The sequence below is a fragment of the Nocardioides sp. WG-D5 genome, assembly GCF_054031175.1.
This window is the reverse complement of the sequence record NZ_CM132928.1, coordinates 1796346-1816429: the sequence shown is the minus strand read 5'-3', so window position 1 is coordinate 1816429 and position 20084 is coordinate 1796346. Positions and strand designations below refer to the sequence as shown.

At 69.5% G+C, this 20084-nt stretch carries 16 protein-coding genes; 15 read left to right on the top strand and 1 reads right to left on the bottom strand.

Annotated elements, in window-relative coordinates; translation table 11 throughout:
- Positions 1-84: 84 nt before the first annotated feature.
- A complete protein-coding gene (locus tag ACWZJV_RS08780) occupies positions 85-2991 on the top strand; it encodes a glycosyltransferase family 2 protein (protein ID WP_196872899.1) in 2907 nt (968 codons plus the stop codon).
- Positions 2988-4844 carry a DUF5719 family protein gene (locus ACWZJV_RS08775; RefSeq protein WP_457181170.1) on the top strand — a complete coding sequence of 619 codons (1857 nt, stop codon included), beginning with the start codon at positions 2988-2990 and terminating at the stop codon, positions 4842-4844. The genes ACWZJV_RS08780 and ACWZJV_RS08775 overlap by 4 nt, the downstream gene beginning before the upstream one ends.
- A 661-nt stretch (positions 4845-5505) precedes the next feature.
- Here ACWZJV_RS08775 and ACWZJV_RS08770 read toward each other — a convergent pair.
- Entirely contained in the window at positions 5506-5877 is a 372-nt protein-coding gene (locus tag ACWZJV_RS08770) for a metallopeptidase family protein (RefSeq protein WP_457181169.1), read from the bottom strand.
- A 43-nt stretch (positions 5878-5920) separates the two neighbouring features.
- Here ACWZJV_RS08770 and ACWZJV_RS08765 point away from each other — a divergent pair, with 43 nt between their 5' ends.
- The 13 genes from ACWZJV_RS08765 to ACWZJV_RS08705 all read left to right on the top strand — a co-directional run bounded on the left by ACWZJV_RS08765 (position 5921) and on the right by ACWZJV_RS08705 (position 20030).
- Entirely contained in the window at positions 5921-6373 is a 453-nt protein-coding gene (locus ACWZJV_RS08765; protein ID WP_457181168.1) for a DUF3499 domain-containing protein, read from the top strand.
- A gap of 19 nt (positions 6374-6392) precedes the next feature.
- Positions 6393-7781 carry a phosphomannomutase/phosphoglucomutase gene (locus ACWZJV_RS08760; protein ID WP_457181167.1) on the top strand — a complete coding sequence of 463 codons (1389 nt, stop codon included), beginning with the start codon at positions 6393-6395 and terminating at the stop codon, positions 7779-7781.
- Positions 7778-7966: a Trm112 family protein gene (locus ACWZJV_RS08755; RefSeq protein ID WP_045552122.1), complete on the top strand. Its 189-nt coding sequence runs from the start codon at positions 7778-7780 to the stop codon at positions 7964-7966. Before ACWZJV_RS08760 ends, ACWZJV_RS08755 begins: the two co-directional genes overlap by 4 nt.
- A 5-nt stretch (positions 7967-7971) precedes the next feature.
- Positions 7972-9003: an SIS domain-containing protein gene (locus ACWZJV_RS08750; RefSeq protein WP_457181166.1), complete on the top strand. Its 1032-nt coding sequence runs from the start codon at positions 7972-7974 to the stop codon at positions 9001-9003.
- Between the two features lie 177 nt (positions 9004-9180).
- Positions 9181-9993 carry a substrate-binding periplasmic protein gene (locus tag ACWZJV_RS08745; RefSeq protein WP_008364108.1) on the top strand — a complete coding sequence of 271 codons (813 nt, stop codon included), beginning with the start codon at positions 9181-9183 and terminating at the stop codon, positions 9991-9993.
- A 255-nt stretch (positions 9994-10248) separates the two neighbouring features.
- Positions 10249-11067, top strand: a complete 819-nt coding sequence (locus ACWZJV_RS08740) for a substrate-binding periplasmic protein (protein ID WP_008364110.1) — start codon at positions 10249-10251, stop codon at positions 11065-11067.
- A gap of 120 nt (positions 11068-11187) precedes the next feature.
- On the top strand, positions 11188-12006 hold the full coding sequence (locus tag ACWZJV_RS08735) for a substrate-binding periplasmic protein (RefSeq protein ID WP_008364112.1): 819 nt from the start codon (positions 11188-11190) through the stop codon (positions 12004-12006).
- Positions 12007-12113: 107 nt separating this feature from the next.
- Positions 12114-13073: a DUF808 domain-containing protein gene (locus ACWZJV_RS08730; protein ID WP_008364113.1), complete on the top strand. Its 960-nt coding sequence runs from the start codon at positions 12114-12116 to the stop codon at positions 13071-13073.
- A gap of 89 nt (positions 13074-13162) precedes the next feature.
- Positions 13163-14359, top strand: a complete 1197-nt coding sequence (locus ACWZJV_RS08725) for an MFS transporter (protein ID WP_008364115.1) — start codon at positions 13163-13165, stop codon at positions 14357-14359.
- A gap of 82 nt (positions 14360-14441) precedes the next feature.
- Positions 14442-15881, top strand: coding sequence for an adenosylhomocysteinase (gene ahcY, locus ACWZJV_RS08720; protein ID WP_008364118.1), 1440 nt, complete (start codon positions 14442-14444; stop codon positions 15879-15881).
- Positions 15882-15994: 113 nt separating this feature from the next.
- On the top strand, positions 15995-16702 hold the full coding sequence (mtrA, locus tag ACWZJV_RS08715; protein WP_457181165.1) for an MtrAB system response regulator MtrA: 708 nt from the start codon (positions 15995-15997) through the stop codon (positions 16700-16702).
- Positions 16699-18315, top strand: coding sequence for an MtrAB system histidine kinase MtrB (mtrB, locus tag ACWZJV_RS08710; RefSeq protein WP_008364122.1), 1617 nt, complete (start codon positions 16699-16701; stop codon positions 18313-18315). The genes mtrA and mtrB overlap by 4 nt, the downstream gene beginning before the upstream one ends.
- A complete protein-coding gene (locus ACWZJV_RS08705; protein WP_457181164.1) occupies positions 18312-20030 on the top strand; it encodes an LpqB family beta-propeller domain-containing protein in 1719 nt (572 codons plus the stop codon). The genes mtrB and ACWZJV_RS08705 overlap by 4 nt, the downstream gene beginning before the upstream one ends.
- Positions 20031-20084 lie beyond the last annotated feature (54 nt).

Here is a 20084-nt window from a genome sequence, read left to right as displayed (position 1 = left end):
GAGGTAAATACCTGCCGGGGCGTACGCCGATCGCTCGACAGGTCCATTCGGACTATCACCAGTTGGGCACTAGGGTTGCCGATCGTGCAAGCGTCGGTCGCTCTCGTCCTCGTCTCTCATAACGGCGCCGGCTGGCTTCCGACCGTCATCGACGGGATCCGGAACCAGCAGGCTCCGGTGAGCTTTGCCGTCACGATCGACACCGGCTCGACCGACAGGTCGGTCGAGATCCTGGAGGAGACCTTCGCCCAGGTGGTCAAGCTCCCGGCGTCGACGACGTTCGCGGATGCGGCCAACGAGGCGCTCAGGATCCTCCACCAGGCGGCGCAGCCGCCCGAGTGGATCTGGTTCCTCCACGACGACTCCACCCCCGACCCGCACGCGCTCGCGACGCTGCTCAACGCGGCCGAGGAATACCCGGAGGCCGACATCCTCGGCCCCAAGATCCGGGAATGGCCCTCGCTGCGCCGGATGCTCGAGCTGGGTGTCTCGATCTCCGTCACCGGAAACCGCGAGACCGGCCTGGAGCGGGGCGAGTACGACCAGGGCCAGCACGACGAGGTACGCCGCGTCCTGGCCGTCAACACCGCCGGCATGCTGATCCGGCGCGAGGTCCTCGAATACCTCGGTGGCTTCGACAAGCACCTCCCGGTCCTCGGCACCGACATGGACCTCGGCTGGCGGGCCGCCAACGCCGGCTTCACGACCATCGCCGTGCCGGACGCGGTCGTCTTCCACGTGGAGGCGGCCCACCGCGGCGTACGCAAGACGCAGCTGACCGGGCGCCGGATCCACTACCAGGAGCGGCGGGCGGCGCTCTACACGCTGCTCGTCAACGGCCGTCCGGGCACCTTGGCGCTGTGGATGGTCAGGTTCTTCTTCCAGACCCTGTGGCGGATGCTCGGCTTCGTCCTCGTCCGTGACCCCGGGGCGGCGCTCGACGACCTGGCCGCGCTCGGCTGGATCTACGGCCACACCGGCCAGATCATGCTCGCCAAGCGACGCCGCCGGAAGCAGGCCCACGCCGACAAGGACACCGTCAAGGCGCTGCTGCCTCCGCCGTGGCTGCCCTACCGGCATGGTCTCGACTTCGTCTCCGACGTCGCCACCGCGGTCACCCTGCAGGCCTCCGACATCGCCGAACGGCGGCAGATGGCCCAGGCCGAGGCCGACCCTGCCTCCTTCGCCGCGAAGCGGCAGGCCGAGCGGGCCCAGCTCGAGGAGGACGAGATCCCGGCCGAGACCGGCTGGCTGGTGCGTCTGTTCACCAACCCGGTCGCGGTGCTCCTGGTCGTCGTCGGCATCCTCGGCGTCATCGGCGCCCGCGCGGCGCTCGGTGGTGTGGCCGGCAGCGGTCTCGGTCCCACGCCGCAGAACGTGGGCGACTGGTGGCAGCTGCAGTTCGAGTCCTGGCACGCGCTCTCGCAGGGCACGGGCGTGCCCGCTCCGCCGCACGTCTTCCCGCTGGCGGTGCTCGCCACGATCCTCGGTGGCAACCCGAGCCTGGCCGTCACCGCGGTGATGCTGCTCAGCTTCCCGATCGCGCTCGGCGGTGCCTGGCGATTGCTGCGGGTCGCCGGCCGGCTGATCAGCCACCTCGGCGCCCCGCGCTGGCTGCTGCTGTGGGGTGCGACGGCCTACGCCCTGGTTCCCTACGTCAGCGGCGCCTTCGGCGACGGCCGGATCGGCGCGGTCGTGGTGGGCGCGGTGCTGCCCTGGCTGGCGCACGCCGCGCTCGGCTTCAGCGACCCCGTCGCCGACCGCCGTTGGCGGGCCGGCTGGCGCACCGGTCTGCTGCTGACCGTCATCACCGCGTTCGCGCCGATGGCCTTCCTCGTCGCGGCCGTCTTCGCGGCCGTCATCTTCATCGCCGTACGCCGGCTGATGCCCGCCGTGCTCACCGACCGCGACCAGTGGGGCCCGCCGGCCGCGGCCATCGCGACGCCGGTCGCCCTGCTGATCCCGTGGTGGCTGCCGCTGATCTTCTCCGGCGGCTGGGCCGGGCTGCTGCTCGACCCGGGTCGGCTACCGGCCCCGGCCGCCGGCGGCTTCGACCTGCTCGTGGGCCGTCTGACCGGGCTCGACGGTGCCGACCTCGGCGCCCCGTGGTGGCTGGGCCTGGCACTGCCGCTGCTGGCGGTGCTCGCGCTGATCCCGAGCCGCACCCGCATCCCGGTGCTGGTCTGCTGGATCGGCGCGGTCGCGACGGCCGTCGTCACCATGCTGCTGTCCTGGATCCCGGTCCAGCTCGACGCCGGCATCGCCCGGGTCGGTTGGGGCTTCCCGCTGGTCGCCATCCAGGGCTTCGCGGTGGTGGCTGCGGTCCTGGGCGCCCAGGGCGCCATCCTCGACGGGCTGAGCGGGCTGCGGAAGGTCATGGTCGGCGCGGCCGCCGCGGTCGCCGCCGTCGGTGTGGTCGGCAGCCTCGGCTGGTTCGTCTACGCCGGTTCCGGCGACCTCACCGACAACACCCGCGCTCTCGGTCACACCGGGGTGCCGTCCTACATGCTCGACCCGACCTCGACCACGCTCGGACCCGAGGACGGCGTCCTCGTGCTGCGCGGCTCGGTCGACGAGGGCATCCGCTACGCCGTCCTGCGCAACGACGGGATCACCCTCGGTGAGGACGAGATCGCGCAGGTCGCCGGTGGCTCCGACGAGCTCACCGGAGTCGTACGCCGCCTGGCCGCCGACCCCGACGACGCGGTGATCGGTGACCTGGCCGCCCAGGGCGTCGCCTACATCGTGATGCCCGGGCCGGCCGACTCCTCCGTCGCCGAGGGCATCGACGCCTCCGGCTCGGTGACCCAGGCGAGCACCGTCGAGCGCTCGACGCGTGCCTGGCTGCTCGACTCCGAGCCGAGCGACCCGGGCGTGACCGAGTCGCAGTCCATCATCCGTACGATCCTGTTGGTCCTGGCCGGGATCGGGCTGTTCGTGGTCCTGGTCCTGTGCCTGCCGACGCTGATCCAGAGGAGGGAGTCGGCATGAGTCACTCACGTGACCCCTACGACCGCTCGCACGATCCGCAGACCGACGACGTCTACGGCCAGGAGCCGTGGATGCTGGACCCCTACGCCGACCCGTATGCCGCGGGTCAGACGGCGCCGGAGGGTTACACGCCCGAGCAGCTCTATGCCCAGGAGCCCTACGTGCCCGGCCCGGAGACGGGACAGATGCTCGCCCAGACGGGCTACCCGCCGGCGTACGAAGGTGAGTATCAGACCGGTGACTACCAGACCGGCAGCTATCAGACCGGCGGCTATCAGACCGGTGAGTTCCAGGGTGCCTTCGAGCCGCAGTTCGAGGCATGGCCGACCGCCGACGAGATGCGGACGGCGGAGCCGGAGCCCGAGCCGGAGCGCGCCAAGGGCGGCCGGATGGCGGCTGCCGCTGCGGCAGCGGCCGCAGCGCGGCCCCGGCTGCGCCGCGTACGCAGGCAGCGTGGGCGCCGCCTCGACAACACCGCTCTGGTGGCCCTCGGCCTGATCGGGGCGATGGCCGTGGCGCTGCTGCTCAACCGGCCCCACCAGTGGGAGCAGCCGACGCTCGCCGCCGAGAGCAGCGCGCCGAAGGCGGCCACCGTGGTGTGTCCCGGCAAGCCGAAATCCGGTCAGGACCAGCTCGCCGTCACCAACGCGACCGACGGTTCCGGCGAGGTCTCGCTCAGCGGCCCGGGTGCCGGCAAGGGCGCTCAGGCCGCCGCGGCGTCCGGCAAGGTGACCGCCGCATCCGTCAAGCCCGGCTCGGTCGTGGTGAAGGCGGGCAAGGAGGTCGCCCCCGGTCTGGTCGCCGGACGCTCGACGGCCAAGCCGCTCGCGGCCACGGGCTGCGTGGCTCCGCAGGCCGAGGCGTGGTTCCCCGGCGTCGGTGCCGGCGCCACCCACAACTCGGTCCTCGAGCTCACCAATCCCAACAGCGGCGCGGCCACCGTCGACATCTCGCTCTACGACGAGAAGGGTGTGGTGGCGGTCCCCGAGGACCTGCGCGGCGTCGCGATCCCCGGCAACACCACCCGCACCTTCGACCTGCTGCACGTGATCCCGCGCAAGGGTGAGCTGTCCCTGAAGACCACGGTCGTACGTGGCCAGGCCGGCGTGATGGTGCGCGACCGCGCCGTCGCGCTCGAGACCGGGGCCACGAAGGAGGACTACTTCCCGGGCCAGTCGACGCCGGCCGAGACCAACCTGCTGGTCGGCTACCCCAACAACTCCGCGAGCCGCACGCTCACCGTCGTCAACCCGGGCGACGCCCAGGTCAGCGCCGAGCTGCGCCTGCTCACGCCGAAGAACGTGCTCACCCCGGAGGGCGCCCCGGAGATCAGCGTGCCGCCCAACGGCCAGGCGCAGGTCGACCTGACCAAGCTGCTCGGCAAGGACAACGCCGACGACGCCTACGGCGTCGAGATCGTCGCCACCGGCCCGGTCACCACCGCGATGCGCTCGGTCGACCGCGGCGACGTCGCGATCACCACGGCCACCGAGACCATCTCGAAGGCGACCGCCGCGGTCGTCCCGGTCGGTCCCAGCGTCGACAAGAAACGGGTCGTGATCGCCGGCCCGGTCGCCAAGACCGGGAGCAGCGGCACCGTCAAGGTCGTCCCGATGACCGCGAAGGGCAAGGCGCTCAAGGCCAAGTCCGTCGAGGTCGGCCCCGGGCTGGGCGCCGAGATCGACGTGCCCGCGGAGGCCGCGCTGATCCAGCTGGTGCCCGAGGGTGTCGAGGTCAACGCCGCCGTGGTGATGAGCGGGGAGGGCGATGCGGTCGTACCGTTCCGTCCGCTGCGCTCGGAGGTACGCACTGCCGGGGTTGCTCCGGGGTTGCCGTTGCCGTTGAAGCCCTGAGTCCTTCTTTTCGGCGCGCATTGGCTGCTGTGTTTTTGCGGTTGGTGTTTGCCGCCGACCCGTTACGGGAGGGTGTTCTCAGCGGCGTCCGGCGTCAAGGACGGCCTGCGGCCGCCGGCTTCGCCGGCCGCTTCGCGGTCCTTGACACCGGCCGTCGCTGAGAATTTTTGGCTGGTTATCGGGTCGGCGGCAGGGGTGTGGCGCGGTGATGTGGGTTGGGTAGGGGCCTGGGATCCGAGGTGAACGAATTTTCGTTCACTGCTGTCGACCGTGCCCCAGGGTGGCTCGGTCCGTGAAAGAAAATTCTCTTTCACCCGGAGGAGGCTGGGCGGATTGGTGGGGGTGAACGAATTTTCGTTCACCCAGGAGAGCGTCTTCTTCCGCGGGGGTGAATGAATTTTCGTTCACCGTGGAGCGTCTACCTCCCGAGGGGCGACTGTCTCCCGGCCACACTGGGGCCGCCGCCCCTGATAGCCAGCCAAATCTTTCTCGACATGGTCCGGTGTCAAGGACCGCGAAGCGGCCGGCGTAGCCGGCGGCCGCAGGCCGTCCTTGACTCCGGGGCAGGTCGAGAAATACTCGAGGACAGGGTCGGCGGCCCAGACCAGCCCCAAAATCTCAGTACCCAAGGGCAGGTAAGACGGGACGACCCACCAGAGCCTCAGGGCTGATAGCGCGGATCGACATCCTCGGCGTCGATCCCGAGCAGGTCGGCGACCTGCTCCACCACGACCATGAGCACCATCGCCTCGACCTCGGCGCGAGTGTGGCAGCGGTGCTCGATCGGTCGCCGGTAGATCACCAGGCGCGCCGGGTCGGCGCCGGAGCCGCGCTCCAGCGAACCCAGCGGGATGTGGTCGTCGACGGTCCATTCCTTCGGAATGTCGGGCGACTCCTCGACGGCGTACTCGATCAGGCCGAGCCTCGACTGCCAGCGACCGTCGATCTCGGTGACGATCCCGAGCGCGATGTCGTCGAAGCGCTCGCGTCGGGTGCGCAGGACCGGGACCTTCGGGTCGGTCGGGACGGCCATCGGTCCGCGTCGTCCACGGCCATGTCGATCCCTGTGCCTGGTCATGTACGCGAGCCTAACTGCGCGGCTGGCGTCAGGGGAGTACGGTTCACTCGTGACTGCTCGTCGTTGTTCGCGAACCGCCTGCCAGCGCCAAGCCGTCTGCACGCTCACCTATGTGTACGCCGACCAGACGGCCGTCCTCGGCCCGCTGGCGACCTATGCCGAGCCGCATGCCTACGACCTGTGCGAGGAGCACGCCGAGCGCCTCTCCGCGCCCCGGGGCTGGGAGGTCGTCCGGCTGGCCCGTGAGCCCGTCGACCCGCAGCCGAAGGGTGATGACCTGCTCGCGCTGGCCGACGCCGTGCGTGAGGCCGCCCGCCCGCCGGCTCCCGCTCCGCGAGGACCGGCCGGCACCACCGGACCGGACGAGGGCGACGCGCCCGGATCGAGCGACGGCCAGGCTCGTCCCGGGGGCACCCGCCGCGGCCACCTCCGCGTGCTGACGTCCGAGTAGGACGACTAGAGTTCCGGACATGCCGGAGAGAGTCGACCCCGACGTCGCCAACGCCGTGTTCAAGGCGTACGACGTCCGTGGCACCGTCCCTGACCAGATCGACGAGAACCTCGCCCGACTCGCCGGGCGGGCCTTCGTCCACGTCGTCGGCGCCAGCGGCGGCGAGATCGTGGTCGGCCACGACATGCGTCCCAGCTCGCCCGCGCTCTCCGGGGCCTTCGCCGAGGGCGCGACCGAGGCCGGCGCCGACGTGACGATGATCGGGCTGGCCTCGACCGACGAGCTCTACTTCGCCTCCGGCCACCTCGGCCTGCCGGGCGCGATGTTCACCGCCAGCCACAACCCGGCGCAGTACAACGGCATCAAGCTGTGCCGGGCCAACGCGGTCCCGGTCGGCGCCGAGAGCGGGCTCGACGAGATCCGCGACCTGGTCATCTCCGGGGCGGCCCCGCTCGCCCAGGTCGCCGGCAGCATCAGCGAGACCGACGTGCTCGAGGCGTACGCCGCGCACCTGCTCTCCCTGGCTCCTGTCAAGGGCCGCAGGCTCACCGTCGTCGCCGACGCCGGCAACGGCATGGCCGGCCACACCGCGCCGGCGGTCTTCGGCCGTCTGGGCGAGGAGGCGGTCGAGCTGATCCCGATGTACTTCGAGCTCGACGGCACCTTCCCCAACCACGAGGCCAACCCGCTCGACTCGACCACGCTGGTCGACCTGCAGGCCAAGGTGCGCGAGACCGGCGCCGACGCCGGCCTGGCCTTCGACGGTGACGCCGACCGCTGCTTCCTGGTCGACGAGCGGGGCGAGGTGGTCAGCCCGAGCGCGATCACCGCCCTCATCGCCGAACGTGCCCTGGTCCAGGAGCCGGGCGCGACGATCATCCACAACCTGATCACCTCCCGCGCCGTCCCCGAGATCGTCACCGAGCTCGGCGGCACCCCGGTGCGCACCCGTGTCGGCCACTCCTACATCAAGGCCGTGATGGCCGAGTCCGGGGCCGCCTTCGGTGGTGAGCACAGCGGTCACTTCTACTTCCGCGACTTCTGGCGCGCAGACTCCGGCATGCTCGCCGCCCTGCACGTCCTCGGCGCCCTCGCCGAGTCCGACAAGCCGCTGAGCGAGCTGCTGGCCGCGTACGCCCGCTACCCGATGAGCGGCGAGATCAACTCGACCGTGCCCGACCAGGCCGCGACCGTGGCCGAGATCGAGAGGGCGTACGCAGGGCGCGACGGCGTCACCGTCGACAAGCTCGACGGACTGACCCTCTCCCACGCCGACTGGTCCTTCAACGTCCGCGCCTCCAACACCGAGCCGCTGCTGCGGCTCAACGCGGAGGGCAAGGACACACTCACCATGGAGCGCGTGCGCGACGAGGCGCTCGCCATCATCCGAAAGGACAATTCCGCATGAGCGCCTTGGGCCTGAGCGAGAAGCTGCTCGAGATCATCGTCTGCCCGCAGTGCCATGGCGACCTGCTGCCCGTCGAGGCTGACAGCGAGCTGGTCTGCCAGGGGGAGTGCGGCCTGGCCTATCCCGTACGCGACGGCATCCCCGTCCTGCTCATCGACGAGGCCCGTCCGACCAAGGGCGAGTGACTCCGATGACCTGGTTCGACGAGTCGAGGCTGGACGACGAGCGGGCGCTGGCCGGGATCGACCTGCTGCTGCGTTCGTTGGCCGAGTCCGGGGCCCGGGTCCGCCGCGAGGCGGCGGGCGCCGCAGGGCCCCTGCAGGAGGCCGTACGCCGCGCGGCAGAGTCCGGCCGACCCCGGGCCGTCGTCGCCGCGGGTCCCGACTCGCGCCTGCTGCGCGCCGTCCTCGAGCCGTACTGCCCGGTGCCGTTCGTCGCCTGGCCGGCCCCGGGCCTGCCGGGCTGGGCCGGAAGCCTGGATCTCGTGGTCGTGCTGGCCCCGACCGGCGCCGACCCGGGTGAGGCATCGGCCGCCGCCGAGGCCGTGCGCCGCGGCGCCCAGCTGGTCGTGGCAGCTCCGGAGAAGTCGCTGGTCGCCCAGCACGCCGAGGGTCGCGACAGCACCCTGCTCCCGGTCGAGGGCGGCGACACGCTCGCGATGGCGATCCTGATGCTCACCTACCTCAACTCGGTCGGACTCGGTCCGGAGGCCGACGCGGGCAAGGTGGCCGATGCGCTCGACGACGTCGCCACGGCCTGCTCTCCGCATCGCGACATCTCGGTCAACCCCGGCAAGATCCTGGCGATCTCGCTCGCCGACTCGCTCCCGGTCGTGTGGGGTGGCTCCGTCCTGGCCGCCCGCGCCGCCCGCCGGGTCGCGGAGAGCCTGCGCCGGGCCAGCGGCCGCGGTGCGATCGCCGGCGACGCCGACGACCTGCTCCCGGTCCTCGAGGCGGCGCGGCCGCGCAACGTCTTCGACGACCCCTTCGCCGAGGAGCAGTCGTCCGTACGTCCCGTCCTGGTCATCCTCGACGACGGCGCGACCGATCCGATCATGGTCGAGCAGCGACGCTCCCTCACCGAGGCCGCGGACGCCCGCGGCGTACGGGTGGAGGTCGTCGAGGCGAACGCGAGCACGGAGGTCGCCCGCTACGCGTCTCTGCTGCTCCAGGGAACATACTCCGCGGAGTATCTTCGTTTGGGTCTGGTCAACGACGGTTGATTCCGCGTGACGGACAGATCCATGTGATCTGCGTCATGTCGTGCGGTCAGGTTCGTTGGCGGAGCGTCGCCATGATGTGAGACCCCTGGACGCCGGAGAGTGGGCTCCTGTTTGATTTGGCAACAAATCGGTCACATCAAGGCCGCATCCCCCTCCCTGGAACAGGATCCCCCTCCCATGAACCAGACCAAGTTCGTCGTCGCCGGTGCCCTGGCGATCCTCGGCGCCATCGTCTTCAGCGGCCGGCTCTCCGATCCGGCCCCCTCTGCGAGCGACAAGGCGAGCGCCACGGTCGGCGGCACCCTTCGGATCGGTGTCGACAGCGCCGAGCCGGCCTACTACAAGGTCGACGGGGTCGCCAAGGGCTTCGACTACCAGATGGCGCGCAGCGTCGCCGAGGGCATGGGCGCGGAGGCGGAGTTCGTGGAGATGGACTTCAACGAGCTCCACCCGGCCCTTCGGGCGGGCAAGATCGACATGATCGGTGCCCAGGTCACCAAGACCGAGGAGGGGGAGCGGGAGTTCGACTTCAGCGCTCCCTACTTCGTGACGTACGTGTCCTTCCTCGCTCCCAAGGGTTCGACGATCCGGAGCCGCGAGGACGTCGACGGCAAGAACATCGCAGTCGTCGAGGGCACCGTCCACGAGCGCTACCTCCGGGAGCAGTACGAGGACGTGAACATCGTCAAGACCCCGGATGCGGTGGCCGCGGTCACGTCGATGCGGAGGGGTGAGGCCGATGCGTTCTTCTACGGTGCTCCGTACTCCGCGTCGATCATCGAGGATTCGCCCATCCCGTTGACCGAGCCGATCGTCTACCAGGCCCAGGACGCCCCGATCGGGTTCGTCGTCCGCGAGGGCGACGAGCGCAAGCAGCAGATCGACGGCGTCATCGAGGACATGGTCCTCAGCGGGGAGTGGCTGAAGATCAAGACGGACTACTTCGAGGCGGATCCGCTCTCCGAGGTCTTCAAGGAAAAGGGCGTCTGAAGCGCGGAATCCTGTGTTTGAATTCGAAGGGTGACGAATCAACCGATTTGGTGAACGATGCGCGTGATCTGTGTCACGGGCCACGGTGAAGGTTCAGACACGGAACGTAACGATGATCGTCGAAAACCTGGACGTGGGGGACTGGACAGGTGTTTGATGCAACCTCGTCCGGCCACTCGTGGCCAGCACGTCGTGGATTCTCGGCGCCGACGTGACGGGCATGCCCCACCATCCCGGAAAAAACAGGACTTTCGCATGAACCACATCAAGCTCGTCGTCGCCGGCGCCCTGGCCCTCCTGGGGGTCCTCGTCATCGGTGGCTATTTTGCCGACCCGGCACCGAAGGCGACCGAACAGGAGAGTGCCGCAGCTGGCGGCACTCTGCGGATCGGCGTGGACGGCACCGAGCCGGCCTACTACAAGGTCGACGGCGTCACCAAGGGTTTCGACTACGAGATGGCGCTCGGTGTCGCCGAAGGCATGGGTGCCAAGCCGGAGTTCGTCGTGATGGAGTTCAGTGACCTCTTCACCGCGCTCGAGGCCGGCGAGATCGACATGATCGGCGCTCAGGTCACCGAGACGGCGGAGCGGAAGCAGGACTTCGACTTCACCGCTCCCTACTTCGTGACGTACCTGTCCTTCCTCACCCCGGAGGACTCCACGATCAAGACGCGCGCCGACATCGACGGCAAGAACATCGCGGTCGTCGAGGGCACCATCCACGAGCGCTACCTCGACGAGCAGTACGAGAACGTCAACGTCATCAAGGCCAAGGACGAGGACACCGCGATCAAGGCGATCCAGGACGGCAAGGCGGACGCGTTCTTCTACGACGCCCCCTACACAACGCCGATCATCGCTCGCTGGCAGGACAGGTTCCCGCTGAAGGAGGCGATCGTCTACCCGGCCGACGACGCCCCGATCGGCTTCGTCATGCAGAAGGGCGACGGGCGCAAGGACCAGGTCGACGAGGTTCTCGAGCAGATGATCCTCGACGGGGAGTGGCTGAAGATCAAGAAGGAGTACTTCAAGGAGTACCCGCTCTCGGAGGTCTTCAAGGACAAGGGCGCCTGAGCCTGAACCCGCTCGCCCCACTTTGGGGCGCCTGAAGTCCAGTAGCCTACGATGCCCGCTGGCCCGGCTCGCCCCGGGTCGCGTGTCTCGGCGCACCCCTCCCCCACACCAGGACGTCGTATGAAATCCCTGAAGTTCATCCTTGCGGGCGCGGTCACCCTTCTGGTGATCCTGATCGTGGTCTCCAACACGGTGGAGACGACCGGCCCGTCCTCCGCCAGGCGCAGCAGCGCTGCCGACGACGGAGCTCTCAAGATCGGCGTGCTGGACAGCAGGCCGGTGTACTACCACGAAGGATCCTCGGCGAAGGGCTTCGACTACGAGATGGCCCTCGGCGTCACGCAGTCCCTCGGCATCAAGCCGGAGTTCGTCCCGATGGACTTCGCCGATCTGTTCACCGCGCTCGACGCGGGCGACATCGACATGATCGCGTCGCAGGTGAGCGTGACCGAGGAACGCGCGGAGGTCTACGACTTCTCGCACCCCTACTTCGTCACCTACCTGTCCTTCACCACCCCGAAGGACTCACCGATCAAGAAGCTCAAGGACGTCAACGGCACCAGGGTCGCCATCGTGGACGGCACCGCGCAGGAGAGCATCCTCAAGGCGCGGTTCCCGAAGGCCGAGATCGTGAAGCGGAAGAACGAGGCGGCCGCGCTCGAGGCCGTCGCCTCGGGCAAGGCGGACTCGTTCTTCTACGACGCGCCGTTCACCGAGGGGCTGATCAAGAGTGCCCCGATCCCGATGGAGGAGCGGATCGTCTACCCCTCCGACAAGGCTCCGATCGCCTTCGTCTTCCGCAAGGGCGACGGGCTCAAGGACCAGGCCGACGACGCGATCGACGAGATGATCGTCGACGGCACCTGGCTGCGGATCAAGACGGACTACTTCCGTGAGTACCCGCTCTCGGAGCGGTTCCGGGAGCAGGGCGTCGAGTAGCACGCACCACCCGCTAAGGTTCCGAGCATGAGCGAGCGTCAGCGAGCGACAGTAAGCCTCAGGCCGTCGCCTCCGTATTATTCGCCCTTCGCTACGGAGGCGACGGCATGAGCGCCGGACTCTTCGCACTCCTCGACGACGTAGCCGCCATCGCCAAGCTGGCGGCTGCGTCCGTCGACGACGTCGGCGCTGCCGCCGGCAAAGCCTCGGCCAAGGCCGCGGGTGTCGTGATCGACGACACCGCCGTGACGCCGCAGTACGTCCACGGCATCGCCGCCGAGCGCGAGGTGCCGATCATCAAGAAGATCGCCCTCGGCTCGCTGCGCAACAAGCTGCTGATCATCCTTCCGGTGGCGCTGATCCTGGCGCAGTGGGCGCCGTGGGCGATCACCCCGATCCTGATGATCGGTGGTGCCTTCCTCGCCTTCGAGGGTGTCGAGAAGGTGCTGGAGTGGGTCCGGCCGCACGCGGAGACCCACGAGACGCCGGTCGTCCTCGAGGGGCCCGAGGCCGAGAAGACGATGATCGCCGGAGCCGTACGCACCGACCTGATCCTCTCCACCGAGATCATGGTGATCGCGCTCAACGAGGTCATCGACCAGGGCTTCTGGATGCGCCTCGGCGCGCTGGTCGCGGTCGCCTTCCTGATCACGATCGTGGTCTACGGCGTCGTCGCCCTGATCGTGAAGATGGACGATGTCGGCCTCTCGCTCTCCCAGCGCTCCGGCGCCTTCGCCCAGCGGTTCGGTCTGGGCATGGTCTCGGCCATGCCGAAGGTGCTCACCGTGATCTCGATCGTCGGCACCGTCGCGATGCTCTGGGTCGGTGGCCACCTGATCCTGGTCGGTCTCCACGACGTCAACGGCCTCGCCGCCGGCCACCCCGGCTGGTCGTGGCCCTACGACACCGTCCACCACCTCGAGGAAGAGGTCCACCACGCCCTCGGCGCCGTCGGCGCGGCAGCCGGCTGGCTGGTCAACACCTTCTTCTCCGCGGTCGTCGGCCTCATCGTCGGCGCGATCGTGGTCGGCGTGCTCCACCTGCTGCCGTTCAAGAAAAAGCACTGACCATCGGCGGATTCCGGGGCTAGCCTCGGAGCATGCACCCGATCTAACTCTCCGGGCACGACCTCTCCGAGCGCAGCCGTACGCTGCGTGTGCTCGCCTACCACGCCTCGCGTGACGCGATCCCGCTCTATGCGGTCTACGCCCTGCTCTTCGCCGAGCACGGGCTCTCCGCCGGGCAGATCTCGTCGCTGTTCGTGATCTGGTCGGTGACGGCGTTCGTCGCCGAGGTGCCCTCCGGTGCCTGGGCCGACACCGTCGACCGACGCCACCTGCTGGTGGCCTCGGCGCTGATCCATGCCGCCGCGTTCGCGGCCTGGACGTGGTGGCCGTCGTACGCCGGGTTCGCCCTGGGCTTCGTGCTGTGGGGTGTGTCCGGTGCGCTGATGTCGGGAACCTTCGAGGCGCTGCTCTACGACGACCTGGTGGTGCGTGGTGAACGCGCGCGCTACCCGCGCCTGATCGGCTATGCGCGTTCCTCCGCGCTGGTGTTCACCCTGCTCGCGGAGCTGGCGGCGGTGCCGCTGCTGCACGCCGGCGGCTATCAGCTGGTCGGGGTGGCGTCGATCGGGGTGGCGCTCGTCCAGGGCCTCCTGGCCGCGACGCTGCCGGTGTCGCGGTCGGCGCGCCACGGTGGACGTGAGACGGACGGCGAATCGGACGAGGACGCCGCCGGATATCTGGTGATGCTCCGCGCCGGACTCTCCGAGGCATCCCGGACGCCCTCGGTACGCCGCGCGCTGCTGGTGGCGTCCGTGCTGGTCGGGATGACGGCGTACGACGAGTTCTTCCCGCTGGTCGCCGATGCTCATGGGGTCGCGGCGACCACAGTCCCGGTCCTGGTCGCTCTCGCCACGCTCGCCCAGGCGGTCGGCACCGCGCTGGCCGGCCGCACCGCGCGGATGTCACCACGTACGCTCGCGGCGGTCGTCGGGGGAGGAGCGGCACCGATCTCCGCCGGTGCGCTCGTGCACCCTTATGTGGGCTTCCTCGGCATCGCGCTCGGCTACGGCCTGCTCAACAACGCCATGATCGTGGCCGAGACCAGGCTCCAGGACAGCATCCAGGGCCCCGCCCGGGCCACCGTGACCAGCGTGCTCGGGGTGGGGGAGGAGACGGTGGCGCTGGTCACGTACGCCTTCGTCGGTCTCGGGTCCGGTGTCATCGGGGTGCCGGTGGCGGTCGCGCTGGTCGGGCTGCCGCTGGTCGCAGGTGCGGTGATGAGTCACCTGATGATCATGTGGCGTTCGCCGTCCAGGATTACCGCGGACGCCGAGGGCCGCTTGTAGTCTGGGAAGACCCTGCGTGGGAGATCCCGCTGGTGCGCAGATGCGCGACGCAGGCCCGCATGACATTCGGTAAGGAATAACCATGGACTACAAGGTTGCCGACCTGAGCCTGGCCGAGTTCGGCCGCAAGGAGCTCACCCTCGCCGAGCACGAGATGCCGGGCCTGATGGCCATGCGCGAGCGCTACGGCAAGGACCAGCCGCTCAAGGGCGCCCGCATCGCCGGCTCGCTGCACATGACCATCCAGACCGGCGTGCTCATCGAGACGCTGACCGCCCTCGGCGCCGACGTGCGCTGGGCCACCTGCAACATCTTCTCGACCCAGGACCACGCCGCCGCGGCCGTCGTCGTGGGCAAGGGCACCCCGGAGGACCCCCAGGGCACCCCGGTCTTCGCCTGGAAGGGCGAGACCCTGGCGGAGTACTGGGACGAGGCCGAGAAGGTCTTCGACTTCACCGACGAGGCCGGCAACAAGATCGGCCCCAACATGCTCCTCGACGACGGCGGCGACATCACGCTGCTCGTCCACAAGGGTGTCGAGTTCGAGAAGGCCGGCGCCGTGCCGGGCCAGGACTCCACCGACAACGAGGAGTTCAAGGAGGTCCTCCGGGTCCTCGACCGGTCGCTGAAGAACGACCCGCAGCGCTGGACCAACATCGCCAACGGCATCAAGGGCGTCACCGAGGAGACCACCACCGGTGTCCTGCGCCTCTACGACCGGTTCAAGGAGGGCTCGCTCCTCTTCCCGGCGATCAACGTCAACGACTCGGTCACCAAGTCGAAGTTCGACAACAAGTACGGCTGCCGCCACTCGCTCATCGACGGCATCAACCGCGCCACCGACGTGATGATCGGCGGCAAGGTCGCGGTCGTGTGCGGCTACGGCGACGTCGGCAAGGGCTCGGCGGAGTCGCTGCGCGGCCAGGGTGCTCGCGTCATCGTCACCGAGATCGACCCGATCTGCGCGCTGCAGGCTGCGATGGACGGCTACGAGGTCCGCCGCCTGGAGTCGGTCGTCGAGACCGCCGACATCTTCATCACCACGACCGGCAACTTCGACATCATCCGGGTCGAGCACTTCGAGAAGATGAAGAACCAGGCCATCGTCGGCAACATCGGTCACTTCGACAACGAGATCGACATGGCCGGCCTCGCGAAGATCCCGGGCATCGTCAAGGACGAGATCAAGCCGCAGGTCCACCAGTGGATCTTCCCCGACGGCAAGAAGATCATCGTGCTCTCCGAGGGCCGCCTGCTCAACCTGGGCAACGCCACCGGTCACCCGAGCTTCGTGATGTCGAACTCCTTCACCAACCAGACGCTGGCCCAGATCGAGCTCTTCACCAAGACCGACGACTACCCGATCGGCGTCTACGTCCTGCCCAAGGCGCTCGACGAGGAGGTCGCCCGCCTCCACCTCGACGCCCTCGGCGTCGAGCTGACCGAGCTCAACCAGGCTCAGGCCGACTACCTCGGCGTCCCGGTCGAGGGTCCCTACAAGGCGGACCACTACCGCTACTGATCACCGTCCGAGTCGGCGCGTCCGTCCCACAAGACCGGGGCAGACGCGCCGACGCGGCGTTTTCGGGTGGCTCATGTGATGCGTCGCACGCACCGGGTGACAGAATCGGACACATGGCCGATCGCAGCGCTCCCGACCAGCCCGCCAAGGGAAAGGTCCTCGTCGTCGATGATGATGCCTCGCTGAGCGAGATGCTGGCGATCGTGCTGAGACAGGAGGGCTTCGACTCGCAGCTGGTCGCTCGTGGTGACCTGGCGCTGCCCGCCTTCCACAACTACAAGCCCGACGTGGTGCTGCTGGACCTGATGCTTCCCGGGATGGACGGCATCGAGGTGTGCAAGCAGATCCGCAAGGAGTCGGGCGTGCCGATCGTCATGCTCACCGCCAAGGGCGACACGGTCGACGTGGTCGTCGGGCTGGAGTCCGGGGCCGACGACTACGTGGTGAAGCCGTTCAAGCCCAAGGAGCTGATCGCGCGGATCCGGGCCCGGGTCCGCAGGCACGGCGAGTCGCTGCCCGAGATCCTGGAGATCGGCGACCTCACCATCGACGTCGCCGGCCACCAGGTGACCCGTGACGGCGAGCAGATCCAGCTCACCCCGCTGGAGTTCGACCTGCTCGAGTGTCTGGCCCGCAAGCCCCACCAGGTCTTCTCCCGCGAGGTGCTGCTGGAGCAGGTGTGGGGCTACCGCCACGCCGCCGACACCCGGCTGGTCAACGTGCACGTCCAGCGACTTCGCTCCAAGGTCGAGCACGACCCGGAGAATCCCGAGATCGTCGTCACCGTCCGTGGCGTCGGCTACAAGGCAGGGCCCGTGTGACACTCCAGCAGGTCGTCCGCGCAGCCGCCCGGACGCCCAAGAAGCTCCTGACCACCTGGCGCCGGTCCATCCAGACCCGTGTCGTGGTCTACACCGTGCTGCTCACCGCGGCCGCCGTCAGCCTGGTCGGACTGATCCTGCTCGACCAGATCGGCGACGAGCTGGTCCAGGACCGGGTCGCGGCGGCGAAGGCGGAGGCCTCCGAGGAGCTCTCCGCGGCCCGCTCCAGCATCGCGGAGACCTCGGGTGCCAACGGCGGCACGCCGCTGCAGCGCAACGACCTGGGTGACCCGATCATCCAGCGCAGCCTCTCGCGCGGCTACGGCGTGGTCATGGCCGGTCCGGTGACGTCGACGTCGGGCCGGATCAGCGACGACGGTGTCGAGTGGACACCCGGTGTGGACGTACGCAGCGTCCCGCGGGCCCTGGAGGACCGGTTCCAGACGATCCGCGCCGAGCCGGCCTGGACCTACACCCGGATCTCCTACGACGACGGCGAGCGCTCCTCGACACCCGGCATCGTGATCGGGTCGCAGCTGGAGCTGCACGACGACACCTACAACATCTACTTCCTGTTCCCGATGGACCAGGAGCAGGAGACGCTCGGCGTCATCACCCGCGGGCTGCTGGCCGCCGGCGCGATCCTCATCCTGCTGATCGGCGTCGGCAGCTGGATCGTGACCCGCCATGTCGTCACGCCCATCCGGATCGCCCGCCGGACCGCGGAACGGCTCGCCGCCGGCCGCCTCGAGGAGCGGATGGTCGTGCACGGCGAGGACGACCTCACCGGCCTGGCGATCTCGTTCAACCAGATGGCCAGCGGCCTGCAGAACCAGATCCGGCAGCTCGAGCACCTCTCCCGGGTCCAGCGACGGTTCAGCTCGGACGTCTCCCACGAGCTGCGTACGCCGCTGACCACCGTCCGCATGGCCAGCGACGTCCTCCACGAGGCCAGGGACCGGTTCGACGCGCCGACAGCCCGGGCGGCCGAGCTGCTGCAGACCGAGCTGGACCGGTTCGAGACCCTCCTGGGCGACCTGCTCGAGATCAGCCGCTTCGACGCCGGAGCCGCGGTGCTCGACCTCTACGACACCGACCTGACCGCGCTGGCCCAGGCTGTCGTCGAGGCGTACGAACCGCTGGCCGCCAAGCGCGACATCGAGCTGAAGGTGGTCGCCCCCGACCACCCGTGCATCGCCCAGGTCGACCATCGCCGGGTCGAGCGGATCGTACGCAACCTGGTGGCCAACGCCACCGACCATGCGCTCGTGGGCCAGACCGTCACCATCCGGGTCGACAGCGACGAGCACGCCGCCGCGCTGACCGTGCGCGACCACGGTGTCGGGCTCGCCCCGGGAGAGACGGCCCTGGTCTTCAACCGGTTCTGGCGGGCCGATCCCGCCCGTGACCGCTCCAGCGGCGGGACCGGTCTCGGCCTGTCGATCTCGCTCGAGGACGCCCATCTCCACGGTGGCTGGCTGCAGGCCTGGGGTCGCCCGGACCAGGGTGCACAGTTCCGGCTCACGCTCCCACGCTACGCCGGGGCCGCGCTGCGGCACAGCCCGCTCCCGCTCGTTCCCGCGGATGCCCGCGACACCCTGGAGGCATCGTGAGGTCCTTCTTCGCCGTCGTGCTGACCGCGGTCGCGCTCCTCGCCTCGGCGTGCTCGAGCGTGCCCGACTCCGGCTCCGTGCAGCGCGTCGACCTGGCCGCGCCGGACGCCCAGGAGGAGCTCATCCCCTACAACCCCGGCGCGCCACGAGCGGGCGCATCACCGGGGGAGATCGTCGACGGGTTCCTCGACGCGATGAAGGCCACCCCGATGAGCACCGCCTACGCCCGCCGCTACCTCACCAAGGACGCGGCGAAGAACTGGGCGCCGGCCGGCCGCACCCTGGTCTACGGCGAGCTCGGCAGCCACGTCGGCTCCTCACCCCGGGTCTCGGTGGAGCTGGAGGACGCCGGCTGGCTCGACGAGCGCGGCGTGTGGCGCGGTGCACTGGCCGCCTCCCAGGCGATCCTCGACTTCGAGCTGACCCGCACCGAGGGCGAGTGGCGGATCAGCTCGGCCCCGGACGCCCTGGTGGTCGAGGAGGACTGGTTCCTGACCCATTTCGCCCGCAGCAACCTCTACTACGTCGAGCCGACCGGCCACACCCTGGTGCCGGAGCCGATCTTCGCGCCCAAGGGCACCGCCTACGCCACCACCCTCGTCTCCAGCCTGCTGAGCGGCCCGGGTGAGGAGGAGCGAGGCGTGATCCGCAGCGCGCTCCCGGCCGCGGCCGACGAGCCGCGCTCGGTGAACATTCGCGACGGGGTCGCCGAGGTCGACCTGGCCGGTGACCTGGGCGACCTCGACTCCGAGGAGCTCCAGCTCATGGGCGCCCAGCTGGCCTGGACCCTGCGCCAGGACGCCAGCGTGGAACGTATCCGGCTCACGATCGACGGCGAGCCGGTGGTGCTGCCGGGCTACGGCGACACCTTCGACGTCGACAGCAGCGGGGGCTACGACCCCAACGGCACCTCAGCCAGGGTCGATCTCTACGCGTTGCGTGACGGTGCGCTGGTGACCAGCACCGGCGAGAACGGCGACCCGTGGGTCCCGGTGCTCGGCGGCTGGGCCGACTCGCACGGGGTGACCGACGTGGCCGTCGACGCCGCCAACTCGAGCGCGGCCGCGATCACCGCCGACCGCACCGGCGTCCTCGTCGGCAAGCTGGCCAGCGACGGAGAGATCACCCAGGCGCCCGTGAAGGGCACCCGGCTGCTCAGGCCCTCCTGGGACCTCGCCGGCCGGCTGTGGCTGGTGGACAAGGACTCGACCGGCGCCCGGGTGATGTACGTCGACGGCGACCGCCGCGTGCGCGTCGCCATCCCGGGGGTCACCGGCGAGAACGTGACCCGGTTCCTGGTCTCGCGCGACGGCACCCGGTTCGTCGCGGTGATCGACGGCGTGTCCTCGGACCGCATCGTCGTCAGCCGGCTGCAGGCCTCCTCCAAGGGCCAGATCGTGTCCGGTACGTCGGCGGTCCTGCTGCCGCACCCGGATTCCGCGACCATGCGGGTCACCGACATCGCCTGGACCTCGCCGACCACCATCGTCGCGGTCCAGCAGATCAGCTCGACCGCGCTCTTCCAGTCGGTCTCGCTCGACGGCGCGCCCAGCGGCGAGCGCTACACCCTCAGCGACCGGGTCACCGGCGTCGTCGGCTCCCCGGTGGCCTCGGCCCGTCTCTACGCCGTCTCCGGCACCACCCTGCTCGACCCGCTCGACCGGTTCGACCTCGGGATGCCGTCCAACATCTCCGACGTCACCTACCAGGGCTGATTCTCCACAGCTCTATCCACAGGTACGCAGCACCCGGTTGCCCCGCGGCAGCCA